This window comes from Shewanella sp. SM20, from assembly GCF_025654545.1.
GTDB classification, from domain to species: domain Bacteria; phylum Pseudomonadota; class Gammaproteobacteria; order Enterobacterales; family Shewanellaceae; genus Shewanella; species Shewanella oncorhynchi.
The window spans coordinates 18,440-31,382 of record NZ_JAKKRK010000011.1 but is presented as its reverse complement, the minus strand read 5'-3'; the positions used below and the strand labels follow the sequence as shown (position 1 = coordinate 31,382).

At 44.6% G+C, this 12,943-nt stretch carries 11 protein-coding genes and 4 tRNA genes; 10 read left to right on the top strand and 5 right to left on the bottom strand.

Annotation, left to right across the window (positions count from 1 at the left end):
- Positions 1-31: 31 nt before the first annotated feature.
- From uvrC to L5M18_RS06500, 6 genes are all read left to right on the top strand, one after another.
- Positions 32-1,861 carry an excinuclease ABC subunit UvrC gene (gene uvrC, locus L5M18_RS06525; RefSeq protein ID WP_113940885.1) on the top strand — a complete coding sequence of 610 codons (1,830 nt, stop codon included), beginning with the start codon at positions 32-34 and terminating at the stop codon, positions 1,859-1,861.
- Positions 1,862-1,908: 47 nt separating this feature from the next.
- The gene (gene pgsA, locus L5M18_RS06520; RefSeq protein ID WP_028759642.1) at positions 1,909-2,457 is read left to right on the top strand and encodes a CDP-diacylglycerol--glycerol-3-phosphate 3-phosphatidyltransferase; all 549 of its coding nucleotides are present in this window, start codon (positions 1,909-1,911) and stop codon (positions 2,455-2,457) included.
- Positions 2,458-2,671: 214 nt separating this feature from the next.
- Positions 2,672-2,747: transfer RNA gene (locus tag L5M18_RS06515), tRNA-Gly, on the top strand.
- Positions 2,748-2,791: 44 nt separating this feature from the next.
- Positions 2,792-2,865 (top strand) — tRNA-Cys (locus L5M18_RS06510).
- 50 nt (positions 2,866-2,915) lie between these two features.
- Positions 2,916-3,002, top strand: a tRNA-Leu gene (locus L5M18_RS06505).
- A 137-nt stretch (positions 3,003-3,139) separates the two neighbouring features.
- Positions 3,140-3,226: transfer RNA gene (locus L5M18_RS06500), tRNA-Leu, on the top strand.
- Between the two features lie 451 nt (positions 3,227-3,677).
- Here L5M18_RS06500 and L5M18_RS06495 read toward each other — a convergent pair.
- Positions 3,678-5,261, bottom strand: coding sequence for a glucan biosynthesis protein G (locus tag L5M18_RS06495; protein ID WP_263196358.1), 1,584 nt, complete (start codon positions 5,259-5,261; stop codon positions 3,678-3,680).
- Between the two features lie 452 nt (positions 5,262-5,713).
- Complete coding sequence (pepE, locus tag L5M18_RS06490) at positions 5,714-6,427, bottom strand: dipeptidase PepE (RefSeq protein WP_219235326.1); 714 nt, start codon at positions 6,425-6,427, stop codon at positions 5,714-5,716.
- 435 nt (positions 6,428-6,862) lie between these two features.
- On the opposite strand from pepE, the gene htpX reads away from it, so the two are divergent.
- Positions 6,863-7,726 (top strand): protease HtpX, encoded by an 864-nt coding sequence (htpX, locus tag L5M18_RS06485; protein ID WP_006082065.1) that lies wholly within the window; start codon positions 6,863-6,865, stop codon positions 7,724-7,726.
- Positions 7,727-7,835: 109 nt separating this feature from the next.
- On the opposite strand, the gene L5M18_RS06480 is transcribed toward htpX, so the two are convergent.
- Entirely contained in the window at positions 7,836-8,771 is a 936-nt protein-coding gene (locus L5M18_RS06480) for a LysR family transcriptional regulator ArgP (protein WP_263196303.1), read from the bottom strand.
- A 125-nt stretch (positions 8,772-8,896) separates the two neighbouring features.
- Here L5M18_RS06480 and L5M18_RS06475 point away from each other — a divergent pair, with 125 nt between their 5' ends.
- A complete protein-coding gene (locus tag L5M18_RS06475; RefSeq protein ID WP_028759646.1) occupies positions 8,897-9,514 on the top strand; it encodes a LysE/ArgO family amino acid transporter in 618 nt (205 codons plus the stop codon).
- Between the two features lie 244 nt (positions 9,515-9,758).
- Here L5M18_RS06475 and bcp read toward each other — a convergent pair whose 3' ends face one another.
- Both bcp and L5M18_RS06465 read right to left on the bottom strand, forming a co-directional pair.
- Positions 9,759-10,226: a thioredoxin-dependent thiol peroxidase gene (gene bcp, locus L5M18_RS06470; protein WP_113940881.1), complete on the bottom strand. Its 468-nt coding sequence runs from the start codon at positions 10,224-10,226 to the stop codon at positions 9,759-9,761.
- A gap of 3 nt (positions 10,227-10,229) precedes the next feature.
- Positions 10,230-10,781: a glycine cleavage system protein R gene (locus L5M18_RS06465; RefSeq protein ID WP_028759648.1), complete on the bottom strand. Its 552-nt coding sequence runs from the start codon at positions 10,779-10,781 to the stop codon at positions 10,230-10,232.
- Between the two features lie 172 nt (positions 10,782-10,953).
- On the opposite strand from L5M18_RS06465, the gene dapA reads away from it, so the two are divergent.
- Positions 10,954-11,838, top strand: a complete 885-nt coding sequence (dapA, locus tag L5M18_RS06460) for a 4-hydroxy-tetrahydrodipicolinate synthase (RefSeq protein WP_263196302.1) — start codon at positions 10,954-10,956, stop codon at positions 11,836-11,838.
- A gap of 3 nt (positions 11,839-11,841) precedes the next feature.
- Positions 11,842-12,939: an outer membrane protein assembly factor BamC gene (gene bamC / locus L5M18_RS06455; protein ID WP_263196300.1), complete on the top strand. Its 1,098-nt coding sequence runs from the start codon at positions 11,842-11,844 to the stop codon at positions 12,937-12,939.
- The last annotated feature ends 4 nt before the right edge of the window (positions 12,940-12,943 follow it).

Below are 12,943 nucleotides of genomic sequence, written 5' to 3'. Positions count from 1 at the left end.
TGTTAAGTCTCCAAAACTGTGGGTGTGAATGATGTCTAATGAATTTAACGCCCAAAGTTTCTTACGTACTGTTTCATCCTCCGCTGGGGTTTATCGCATGTATGACGTCAAGAATGACGTCATTTATGTGGGTAAAGCCAAAGATCTTAAAAAACGGCTCAGCTCGTATTTTCGTAAAAACCTCGGTAATGTTAAGACCCAAGCCTTAGTTTCACATATTCACCATATTGATGTGACGCTGACCCACAGTGAAACAGATGCTCTGTTGCTTGAGAATGATTACATCAAGCAATACATGCCAAAATACAATGTGTTATTGCGTGATGACAAATCTTATCCTTACATCTTATTAAGCCAGCACGAACACCCAAGGCTCGCCTATCATCGCGGTCCGCAGCGGGAAAAAGGCCACTATTTTGGTCCTTATCCCAATGGCGGCGCCGTGCGTGAAAGCCTGCATTTGATGCAGAAGCTGTTTCCTATTCGTCAATGTGACGATCTTTACTACAAATCGCGCTCACGCCCCTGTTTGCAATATCAACTGTCTCGCTGTAGCGCGCCCTGCGTGGGCAAAGTCAGTAACGCTGATTATGATGAGCAAGTGAAATTAGCCAGCCTGTTTTTAAAGGGGAAAGATCAGCAAGTGATCAGCGCCTTGGTTGATAAAATGGAACTTGCGGCCGAGCAGCAGGCCTATGAACAGGCTGCACGATTTCGCGATCAGATCATGGCGCTGCGTAAAGTTGCCGAGCAACAGGAAGTCTCTAATAATAAAGGCGATATGGATGTTATTGGGGTGCATTATGCGTCAGGCATCGCCTGTTTCCACCTGCTATTTATCCGCGAAGGTAAAATTTTTGGCAGTCGTAGTTATTATCCTTCAGTGCCAGCCCAAACTGATATGGATGAGGTGCTACGCTCCTTTATCCTACAGTTTTATTTAAATGCAGATATTCAACGCACTATTCCCAAAGAAGTGGTGATTAGCCATAATTTTGAAGAATTACATGAACTTGAAGCGGCGATTTCAGAGGCGCTAGATAAAAAGTTTTCGATTAAGACCAATGTTCGCGCCGACAGGGCGAGCTTCTTACGTTTAGCCGTGACTAATGCGACGAATGCAGTGGTTACGCGCCTGTCCCATAAGAACACCGTCGAACAGCGTTTTGTGTTACTCGAAGAAATCTTAGAGTTGAGTGGGCCTATCCAGCGGATGGAATGTTTCGATATCAGTCATACCATGGGGGAGAGCACCGTTGCCTCCTGTGTGGTGTTTAATCGCGAAGGGCCGCATAAAGGCGAATATCGTCGTTATAATATCGAGGGTATTACGCCGGGCGATGATTACGCGGCAATGAAGCAAGCGGTAAGCCGCCGTTTCGATAAGATTGAGGCAGGCGGTAAAATCCCTGACATTTTGTTTATTGATGGTGGGCTAGGGCAGTTGCGTATTGCTCAAAAGATAGTGGATGAAAAGTTTGTTCATTTGGATAAAGCACCGCAGCTTATTGGGGTGGCAAAAGGTGAGGGCCGTAAACCTGGGCTTGAAACCTTGATCTTAGGGGATACCGAAACCAGCTTTTCCCTCGAAGGGGATTCGCCAGCACTGCACCTTATCCAACATATTCGTGATGAATCCCATCGATTTGCAATCACTGGCCACCGTAACCGTCGCCAGAAAACCCGTAATACTTCAACACTGGAATCGATTCCAGGTATTGGTCCTAAACGCCGTAAAGCTTTGTTACAGCATTTAGGAGGCTTGCAGGAAGTGAAAGGTGCAAGTGTGGCGGAATTAGTCAAAGTACCAGGGATCAGCATAGAAATGGCACAAACCATTCATGATGCATTGCGAGGGTGATAAAATTAAGGCAAGATTGGCGCTGCTTTTGACTAACTGGTTTGATCATGCCGTTTAACTTACCTATAGCATTAACTCTTTTCAGGCTTTTTTTACTGCCCATTTTTGTGGTGCTGTTTTATTTACCCTATGACTGGACCCCTTTTGTTGCCGCATTTACCTTTTGGCTCGCGGCGTTAACGGATGCATTAGATGGTTATGCTGCCCGTAAATTGAAACAATTAACTCGTTTTGGCGCTTTTCTTGACCCAGTCGCTGATAAGTTGATGGTGATTACAGCTTTAGTTTTGTTGGTCGATCAATACGCGAATATCTGGCTGACATTGCCCGCCCTGTTTATGATTGGTCGCGAGATTGTCATTTCAGCGTTGAGGGAATGGATGGCTGAAATTGGTAAACGTGGTACTGTCGCCGTGTCTTGGATTGGTAAATATAAGACGGCTGCACAAATGGTGGCAATTATTGGGCTGATTTGGCAATACAATCCTTTAATGACTAATGCCGCATTTGTACTGTTATATATCGCCGCTGTATTAACGTTTTGGTCAATGATGAGTTACATTTTAGCCGCTTGGAAAGATCTTACCGCTGAATAGTGCAATAAAAAATCAAAGAGATTATTTAGTGTGCAAGCAGTAAGTTATCGATAAAACAGCGGTTGACACTGGGTGGTAAATCGGTAGAATGCCACCCCGTAGACAAGAGGCAATGTGCAAACAAAGTCTTAACGTTATCAAATATTGACGTTTGATATTAGCTAGGTAATAAAGTGAAATGCTTTGTTTATCTGGGTGAATAGTAAAACAAGATGCGACATTAGCTCAGTTGGTAGAGCGATACCTTGCCAAGGTATAGGTCATCGGTTCGAACCCGATATGTCGCTCCAATATTTTTTAAGTCTAATTCTACTCAATATAAGTTAGCAACTATGGCGCGATGGCAGAATGGCTATGCTGCGGATTGCAAATCCGTCGATCTCGGTTCGACTCCGGGTCGCGCCTCCATAGATATAAAGTATTAATGACACGATTCCCGTCGTTAATATAAAGAGTTTGCCCGAGTGGTGGAATCGGTAGACACAAGGGATTTAAAATCCCTCGCTGGTAACAGCGTGCCAGTTCAAGTCTGGCCTCGGGTACCATTATTTTGATAGTGATGGTAAAAATAAAGTCCGAATCTTCAATAGGCTTTATTAAATAGATTTATTAGTGTTAAGCGTTAATGGTGTAGAGTTAATAATATTTTTGACATGATTCCCGTCATTAATATTCAGCGTTTGCCCGAGTGGTGGAATCGGTAGACACAAGGGATTTAAAATCCCTCGCTGGTAACAGCGTGCCAGTTCAAGTCTGGCCTCGGGTACCAAAAAAGAAAAAGCCTCGATATGTATATCGAGGCTTTTTTGCATTTAGATTTCTACTTTTAGTCGGCATTCTTCGTGAGGGGTTTAAGGTCAAACTTGACTGACGCACTTAACGTACTGCTTACTTTAGTTCGCAGAGGTCCTTGCGGCGACGCACATCAGGAGAGGCTAATAACCCTAAAATCACACAATAGTGCTACGTTTTAAGCTGATAGTGTCATTTTGAAGTAAGCCAGTAGTTATATAGGCAGAGAAGTCGAGCGATAAGGTATGGGATGATGTTTGCTGAAAAGCAGGTCGTGAGTTTTTAGCCTTGGCTTATTCTATTTATGCTAGAGATAAAACCTATAAATAAAACCCTAGGCATAAAAAAACGCCAGTAAAAACTGGCGCTTTTATTCATTTACTCAGTCAGTTTATGTTTGTTAGACAATGATACTCGTGAATATCAGTTTATTGCCAATCATCGCTATTCCAGCGGTACAGCCAAGTCGCTGCAAGTGGTTTATCGTCTTTCTTAAGCTGTATTCTCAGTTCGGCTACATTGGTACTTTCTGGTTCGAAGCTGATAAATACTCGAGCGCCATTGATGTCCGGGTGGGTGACAATCCGAGACGACAGGATTTTACCTTTGCTGATGCTGGCATCGATGATAATTTTATCAATATCTTGCGGCTTGATGTTACTGAAATCGATAAGTAATTCTTTGCCTTTTGCTAACACTTGCCCCTTAGTACTGCGGACAACACGTGCTTTTGACGCCGTAGAAGGGCTGTCGTTTGAGGCCGTTATGCGATAGGAGTATTTATAGGGCTGATCCTTTTTCAGTCCGCCTTGCGGCTCCCAATAGGCAACTATGTTGTCGTTGGTTTCAGCATTAGAGGGAATTTCAAGTAACACCAGTTGGCCTTTGCCCCAATCATTGAGGGGTTCAATCCATGCAGAAGGTCGAAGTTGATAGTTTGCACTCAGATCTTGATAGTCTTCAAATTTACGATGGCGTTGTATAAGACCAAATCCCTTTATATCTTCATCGCCAAAAGCACTGATCTGCAGTTTGTTAGGATTATTTAATGGGCGCCATAGGCGCTCGCCATTACCGCGATCGATTTGTAGGCCGTCGGAGTTATGTACTTGTGGGCGGTAATCGGGTTTATCTGAGTTATCGAGTCCGCCAAAGAGGAACATAGAGGTCAGCGGTGCAAGACCCACATGCTGGATATCTTTGCGTGGGAATAAGGTTACATCCACTTCGACACGTGATGGTGAACCGGGATAAATACCAAAACGATAGGCGCCAGTGACACTTTGGCTATCTAGCAGAGCATGAACCACAATTGCCGTCTGATATTTAGATGGACGCTCGACCCAGAAACGCTTAAACAGGGGATATTCTTCACCTTTTGGCTGAGCGACATCAATCGCTAAACCTCGATTAGACAAGCCATAGGTTTGCCCTTTAGAGAGCACGCGAAAATAGCTCGCACCTTGAAACATGATGAATTCATCTTTTATTTCATCATCATTGATAGGGTAATGTAAACGCACACCCGCGTATTGGCCCACTTGTGTGATGAGTTTTTCAATGGTGTCGTTAGGGACATCGAACGAAGCTTCTGTTAGCTCAATTGGAATAGCTTTGCTGTTTTCGACCACGTCGATATCGACAAGGTTTTTATAGAGAAAGCCTGGAGCAAAAAGTTGTACCGAAAATTTGGTCGGTGTTCCGCCCCAAATCGCGGCATTTTCTTGGTAATTGATTTTGCCATAGGTCGCGAAATCGAGATCAACCAGTTCTTTAGGTGCTTTTTTCGCTTCTTTAAATGGTTTTTGCGACAGTTGTTGAGCGAGTTCAATAACTGTGTCTTGGGAGAATTTTTTAGATTTCTTCTCTGGTGCAGGCGTTGGTGTTGTCTCTGCCGCTGCGGCATTGACGTTGTTTATGCCGACGACATAGACGATGGCGGTCAAGATGACAAAAGGTAGTTTTTTGAGTAATGCCGGATAACCGGTAGGGTAATTCATCATAAGATTCATTCGCAAAATGGAAACTCCTTACTAAAATGACGCTGATTCATAGGCACAATATATGCTTCAGTCTATCTAATCCCTAAATATTAATAACTTGTCTGCTATAAAATCCTCAGTCGTGGGATTCGAGTAGCTGAGGTGAGGGATAATTTTACCTGCGTAGCTAGAGATTTGTAACATAAATTATGCTTGGCGCTATTTTAGGTGTAGTTCTCAATACTTTGCGGTGTGATTTTACGATAAATAATCGCAATTGGTACTGCAGTAAAAACTGTCTTGGCTGAGCTAACACTGTTCTCATTGAATTCAGTGGCATTTTTACACAAAATTGGCGCAGTTGAATCGAGAGTGTTAATTAAAAAATTACAATATCAAATAGTTAATCTTAATTATTGCTAATGAGTGATTCAGGCTCACGGTGTTAACTGTGAGCCCATTTAGATATGCTAACGTGGATATTAGGACTTGAGTAAGTGCGATAGGTCACTGCCCACAGGAATTAGGATCTCTTGCTGCTCACCACAGAATAAATACGCAGGTTTGTCACCTAAGAGTGATAGTGTGTCTCCTTGTCGCCACAAAGCTGAGCCTTCAACTATGCCGATCACTGGGGTTAATGGGTCGACTTTAGTGAATTCTAATAATCGCTGGGCACGGGTTTCACCATTGTGGCCCGGTGCTTGGTAATTGGAATAGTGTGGATTGAGCTGGAACGGCACTAAGTTTAATGCGTTGAACGAAGGCGGTTCGATGATCGGCATATCATTAGTGGTGCGAATACTCAGTCCCGATACGTTTGAACCCGCACTCCAGCCGATATAAGGTTTACCAAGGGCGACTTGCTCACGAATAAGCGCGACCAGATCATAATGATATAGTTGGTGTAACAGGTGAAAGGTGTTACCCCCACCGATTAAAATTCCATCGGCATCTTTTATTGCTTGTTTAGGGTCTGGATGCTGATGAATACCACTGATATCGAGTTCAAGCTCAGCTAACCCAGTCACGACAGACGCTAAATAAGTGTCATAACTCATGCTAACCCCTGCATAGGGGATAAAAATCCATTTTTGTGCGTTGGCGGTGAGCGGTTTAATAAAAGGGATCGCGTGGGCAAGATAAGGCGTATCACCGACACGAGAGCTGCTCAGTAGTAGGGCGTTGATTGTCATTTTGTATCCTGAAATCTCAGAGTGTATTGGTATGTTAACAAAGATTAATTCCGATAAACATACAGAGTTAAAGCAGAATTGCGCTCTAGCACGGCTAGCGGCGGTGTTTTTCAAGATAGTGATCCCCACCAAGATGGAGCGTTCGGGGCATTCTACTTCTGTGTGGCATCAATGCAAAAGTCAGTGATTGATGCGCCTTGAATTAAAGCTCTTAGAACGCGATGAAACTCGTCTCTTGAGGTTGCTTGGGCATAAGTTTAAGTTTCGATTAATATACTGTCCCTAGACTCTCGGCCATGAAAGGCAGTGTCTATATACGAGAAAGATAACCTATTTTAAAAACTCTTTTCTTTTACCACTTGAATTTCGATGATTTGGACATATTATGTCTTTGAACAAAGTTAAATGGCCTATTCTTGCCCTAAAGGAGCTGAAATGAAGCGTATATTTCTATTGATTGCGACTAACCTAGCTGTGTTGCTAGTAGCCTCAATTGTGATGTCTATTCTAGGCGTGAACACGTCTACTATGGGTGGACTGCTGGTGTTCGCTGCCATTTTTGGATTCGGTGGGGCCTTTATCAGCTTAGCCATTTCAAAATGGATGGCGAAAAAGACCATGGGTTGTGAAGTCATCACCACCCCACGTGACAGTACCGAACGTTGGTTAGTGGAGACGGTGGCCCGTCAAGCTAAGCAAGCGGGGATTAAAATGCCAGAAGTGGCGATTTATCAATCACCCGACATGAACGCGTTCGCTACAGGCCCAAGCAAAGACAATTCATTAGTGGCTGTGAGTACGGGTCTATTATATGGCATGAGCCAAGATGAAATCGAAGGCGTATTGGCCCACGAAGTGAGCCACGTTGCCAACGGTGACATGGTGACCTTGACACTCATCCAGGGTGTGGTTAACACCTTCGTGATCTTCGCGGCTCGTGTGGTTGCTGGCATTATTAACAACTTTGTGTCGAGCAATGATGAAGAAGGCGAAGGTTTAGGCATGTTTGCTTACATGGCCGTGGTTTTCGTGTTGGATATGTTATTTGGTATCTTGGCTTCAATCATCGTCGCTTACTTCTCACGTATTCGTGAGTACAAAGCCGATGAAGGCGCGGCCCGTTTAGCGGGTAAAGGCAAGATGATTGCTGCGCTTGAGCGTTTACGCCAAGGTCCAGAAAGCACGGCAATGCCTGCACAAATGTCTGCCTTTGGTATTAACGGCAAACGTTCAATGGCGGAAATGATGATGAGTCATCCTCCATTAGAGAAACGTATTGCTGCGTTAAGAGCGAGCTAATAAAGAGTGAGTTAACTCTTAAATGTTAAATGTGAGTGCTTAAGATTCACTTGATATTAGATTGAAGACTTTTAACATCGGGCTCAAACTTTGGTTTGAGCCCGATTTTTTATACCTGCAGCAAATTATGCTGCGCTGTTGCCGCAAGGGCACGGTAAACCAGTGTCGTTTGTTTTGCTTTGATATTCCAATGCTGCCAAAACAGCGGCACGCGCATGCGCCGTTCTGGGGTGATCTCAATCAGTATCCCTTTATCGATTAATGGTTTAGCTTGTAAATGCCCAACGAGTCCATAACCTAAACTCAAGTTAATCGCTTCTAAAAAGCTTTCTGAGGAGGGGATCGTATGTTGCCACCATTGCCCTGGCGTCATATTGAAATACTGGGCGAGAAACTTCTCATGCAACTTATCTTTGGTGGAGAATACTACTGCAGGCGCCTTCGCTAACTGGGCTTGGCTAATGCCGTTAAACAGCTGAGTGTTGCTAAGTGACTGAGTGTCGCTCGGCTCACCAAAATGGCGCGCGGCAAATTCGGGCGTGGCCACACACAAATATTCCATGGTGCCTAAAAACTCACTGCTGCAACCCGCCATCGGCACTTCGGTTGTGGTGACACATCCGACCGCTTCACCATTTTTCAATAGATGATGGGTGTAAGACTCGTCATCGACGATCAATTCCAATAACCAAGCGTGGCGACTGAACATGCCTGCTAGCGCAGGTAAAAACCACGTGGCCAAACTGTCGGCATTCACAGCTATGCGCACTGTGGTTGGATGGTTGGGATCGTCGGCGTCCATCTCGGCTCTTAATTCACTCTCGAGTAATTGTACCTGTGAATAGTGACGCAACAGGCGCTTACCTGTGGGCGTTGCGACCACAGGATTGGAGCGAATAAGCAGTGACTGACCGACTTTTTCTTCAAGTTGTCGAATGCGCTGTGATACAGCCGACTGGGTGATGTGCAGCACTTTGGCTGCGCGGTCGAAACCGCCTTCCGAGACCACAACGGCGAGCGCTTTGAGATTCGCGTATTCCAGCATAGTCATCCTCAAATGAGTGTGTTTGGACCATTATTAATTTTACTTATGATACATAAAAAACATTAGTTATATTAATTTTGTTGTTTTGACTATGCTAGCGCCTTCTTTGAACATGAGAGGTGGTTATGCAAGCGGCATTTATACAGGGTATGGGGATTGGTGGGAGTTTGATTATTGCTGTGGGCGCGCAAAATGCCTTTGTGCTCAAGCAAGGCATCAAGCGCTCATACCCGTTACCGATTGCCTTGCTCTGCTCTATTATTGATGCGCTGATGATCACTGCGGGTGTCGCGGGGCTAGGACATATTATTGAGTCGTTTCCCACTATTAAGCATGTGGCGAGTTTCGGTGGTGCTGCGTTTCTACTCTGGTATGGTGCGAATGCGCTAAAGGCGTCGTTTGTGGCTAAGGGCATTGAGATGGATCAGGCCGATAATGCGGATACATTTAAGAAAGCCGTACTGACGACGCTTGGGATCAGTTTACTTAATCCGCATTTGTATCTTGATACTGTGGTGTTGCTCGGCAGCATTAGCACTCAATTTGATGATTTCGATCGGCCTTGGTTTGGCGCGGGTGCCGTACTGGCATCATTTATTTGGTTTTTTGGCTTAAGTTTTGGTGCGCGTTTGTTAGCGCCTATTTTTACTCGCCCAGCGGCATGGCGTTATCTTGACCGTTTTATTTGGTTAACCATGTGGAGCATTGCCGCTGCGATTATTTGGCCCTATGTGGCAGGATAACCGGTGTTGGGATGCCATAGAATACGGGCATAGCTGAATACTTTTGCGGTTTTTTTGCTCGGTTAGAACGTATCTTGTGATATGAAAGTGAAAATTTTTCATGAAAAAGGTCCTGATTTCAGGACCTTTTCGTTATCGATTGCCGATTATTTATTCAGGCTACCAAGATCAACTGACAACGTTTACACTTTTGTGCCGATTAAAGCAGCAGCTTGAAGCCTTGTATTCGTCGTCATATTAGTCATTAACCCGCGATTTGCGCGAGTACGACTTCATGGTGATCTTTGGTTTTAAACTTATCGAATACGTGGGCGATGGTGCCGTCGGTATTGATAAGGAAGCTTAATCTGTGGATGCCATCATAGGTTTTTCCCATGAATTTCTTTTCACCCCAGACCCCAAAAGCGTCGGCGACACTGTGGTCTTCATCGCTCAGCAAAGTGAAGTTGAGTGCTTGTTTCTCTGCAAATTTAGCCAGTTTAGCCACAGGATCTGGGCTAATGCCAAATACAGTGACATTATGACTATCGAGCTCGGCTTTACTGTCACGCAGACCGCAGGCTTGAACTGTGCAACCCGGCGTTGATGCTTTCGGGTAAAAATACACTAAAACAGGGCCTTGCTTAAGGCTGTCTGCCAGTGATACTGAGTTACCATGTTGATCTTGCAGTGTAAAGTGAGGCGCTTTTGCCCCAGCCGTTAAGGTATTCATCTATTATCCTCTGTCCTCTAAGATGGCAGTGCCTTCCATACGACGAATAGTACAATCTAAGGTCATATCTTGGGCGAGCTGATAGATACTCTGTTCGAGCTTTTCTAGTTCAACTTTTTCAGGAATATTAATGGTTAGCGACACATTTTGTGTTTGTTCACCACCGGGGAGTTCCTCAGAGAATGAACGTACTGCGGCAAGATCTAATGACCTGTCAGCAAGGAACTGGGTAATGCGTTTAATGGTGCCGCGTTGGTCTTTACCCGTGAAGCGTACTTCGAGGCGAGAAAGGTAGTTTTGTGGTGTGTGTTTAGAGGTGCGTTTCATCACCGTCAGCAGTTCTAATTCAACGCTGAGACTGGGGAACATACTTTCAATTTTCGTTATTGATGCCCACGAGCCAGACAACATCATAATCAGGGTAAATTCGTTACCAAATAATGCCATACGGCTGTCGACGATATCGCAGTCACAGTCACTGGCAAGTCGAGCTAGTTTACTTACAAGTCCAGGACGGTCGAGACCCATCGCTGTTACGACCAGGAAATTGGTCATGAATTTTCCTCACTTTTTCGATATCATAGAGCGAAAACTCAGGGTTAAAGCTGAGTTTTTGTGCGGGATGTAATGCTACCATAACTAATTCAATTTGAGAGCCCCGTTAATGCTTGTCATTAGTGGTTGGCATCAGTACCATAGCGAATCCTGAAATCTTGGGGAAAGTCAGATGATAAACGGAAGCATCGTAGCCTTAATCACGCCAATGAACAGTGATGGCTCAGTAGATTTTGCAAGTCTTGAAAGGTTAGTCGAATTCCATATTGACCAAGGCACAGATGCCATTGTGGCCGTTGGTACTACTGGCGAGTCAGCGACTCTGCCTATGCCTGAGCATGTAGCGGTCGTTTCACAAACCGTTAAATTTGCTGCGGGACGTGTTCCTGTCATTGGTGGCAATGGCGCCAATGCCACATCTGAAGCCGTTGAGCTCACCAAGTCCTTATCTAAGGTGGGTGTTGCCGCTATGCTTGGCGTAACGCCATATTATAATAAGCCAACGCCTAAGGGATTGATTGCGCATTATAAAGCCGTGGCCGCTAGCACAGATATTCCACAAATTCTTTATAATGTTCCAGGCCGTACAGCCGTTGATATGCTGCCAGAAACTGTTGCCGAGCTTGTTAGCGTAAGCAACATTATTGGTGTAAAAGAGGCGACCGGTGACTTATCCCGTGTAAAACGTCTGCGCGAACTGTGCGGCGACGATTTCCTCTTGTATAGCGGTGATGATGCCACTGCCAGAGAGTTTTTACTCTTAGGTGGAAATGGCGTAATTTCTGTGGCTAACAACATAGTACCAAAGGCTTTTAAAGCTATGTGTGATGCGGCGCTTGCCGGCAATGCTGAGCTTGCGCTGAGCATAGACACACCACTGCGCGGTTTATACAGCACACTCTTTTGTGAAGCCAATCCTATCCCAGTTAAATGGGCTGCCCATCGTATGGGTTTGATTGAATGTGGCCATATTCGTTTACCTTTGACTGAACTTTCTGAGCAATGTCATGGTCTGTTGATAGAAGCAATGACTCGTGCCCAGATAGAGGTTAAATAATTAATGTTAAAGAAAGTCACCCCACTGATCTTAGTTGCTGCCGTTGCAGCCTGTAGTTCGCCACTCGATCGCCGTCAAGCGAATGGTACTGAAGACTATGTTCAGGCTGAGCAAGCGCCTTTGCTTAAGATCCCTGCCGGATTAAAAACGCCACCCTACAATAAAGAATTCGATGTACCAGCACTGGGTTCTAAAGTGAATGCTTCGCTGTATGGCAAAAACTTAGATATCCGTCCGCCACTGCAAGTACTGCCAATGGCGGAAGGTACTCATGTGGAAGAGGGCAGTGACAACATTAAAATCGTGGTTGAATCCATCGACAATGCTGTGGATTTGAAACAAGAAATCTTCACAAACTTAGATGGTTTCTTTGCTCAAAAAGGTATTGCTGTTCGTAGCCGTGATTTTGACAAAGGCAACATAGAAACCGATTGGATTGAAAGCCGTGAAGTGATTGAATCGAGCATGTGGGGTGCGGATAAAGTTTATCTGTTGCGCCAACGCTATCGTTTTGACGTGGAAACGCGTCCACATGGTCGCACTGCAAATATCGTTATTCACTTAGTTGAACACGAAGAGTTCTACGACGATAAAGCGCAACAAGTTTTATTAAGCGGTGAAGATAAGCAAAGATACACTATTGATATGTTGAACAGCGCCATTGCGTATATCAGCGTTAAGCGCGACCAAGCGATCCAATCGAATCGTTTGAAGCAAACCTTAGGTATTAATGTTGATCTCGTAACGCCTGAAGAAGGTAAAGCTTACTGGTCTGCTAAAGCCTCTTACAAGCAAGTGTGGGATCGTCTACGCATAGTGCTACCAGAAATGGGTTTTGAAATTGCCGATATGGATAGTGCTAAAGGATTGTACTTTATCAAGTTTGACGATAACTCTGGTTTCTGGAGTTCATTGTGGGGCGAAGATAAGTTAGCACTGAAAGAAGGTAGCTACCGTTTACTGCTTGAAGATGGTGATACTCCAGAAGAAACGAAAATCTTCCTTCGCGATGGCGAAGATCAGCCATTAAGCGATGAAGTAGTTAGCAATGTGTACCAGTCACTGTCAAACCTGATGAAAGAAGAACGTCAAATACGTTAATTTC

What these genes read in the sequence shown, in the direction of transcription:
- L5M18_RS06475 (WP_028759646.1), top strand. Translation starts at nt 8,897, where the DNA reads ATGCAAGCGGCATTTATACAGGGTATGGGGATTGGTGGGAGTTTGATT.
- L5M18_RS06495 (WP_263196358.1), bottom strand. Translation starts at nt 5,261, where the DNA reads ATGAATCTTATGATGAATTACCCTACCGGTTATCCGGCATTACTCAAA.
- pgsA (WP_028759642.1), top strand. Translation starts at nt 1,909, where the DNA reads ATGCCGTTTAACTTACCTATAGCATTAACTCTTTTCAGGCTTTTTTTA.
- L5M18_RS06480 (WP_263196303.1), bottom strand. Translation starts at nt 8,771, where the DNA reads ATGCTGGAATACGCGAATCTCAAAGCGCTCGCCGTTGTGGTCTCGGAA.
- dapA (WP_263196302.1), top strand. Translation starts at nt 10,954, where the DNA reads ATGATAAACGGAAGCATCGTAGCCTTAATCACGCCAATGAACAGTGAT.
- uvrC (WP_113940885.1), top strand. Translation starts at nt 32, where the DNA reads ATGTCTAATGAATTTAACGCCCAAAGTTTCTTACGTACTGTTTCATCC.
- bcp (WP_113940881.1), bottom strand. Translation starts at nt 10,226, where the DNA reads ATGAATACCTTAACGGCTGGGGCAAAAGCGCCTCACTTTACACTGCAA.
- L5M18_RS06465 (WP_028759648.1), bottom strand. Translation starts at nt 10,781, where the DNA reads ATGACCAATTTCCTGGTCGTAACAGCGATGGGTCTCGACCGTCCTGGA.
- pepE (WP_219235326.1), bottom strand. Translation starts at nt 6,427, where the DNA reads ATGACAATCAACGCCCTACTACTGAGCAGCTCTCGTGTCGGTGATACG.
- bamC (WP_263196300.1), top strand. Translation starts at nt 11,842, where the DNA reads ATGTTAAAGAAAGTCACCCCACTGATCTTAGTTGCTGCCGTTGCAGCC.
- htpX (WP_006082065.1), top strand. Translation starts at nt 6,863, where the DNA reads ATGAAGCGTATATTTCTATTGATTGCGACTAACCTAGCTGTGTTGCTA.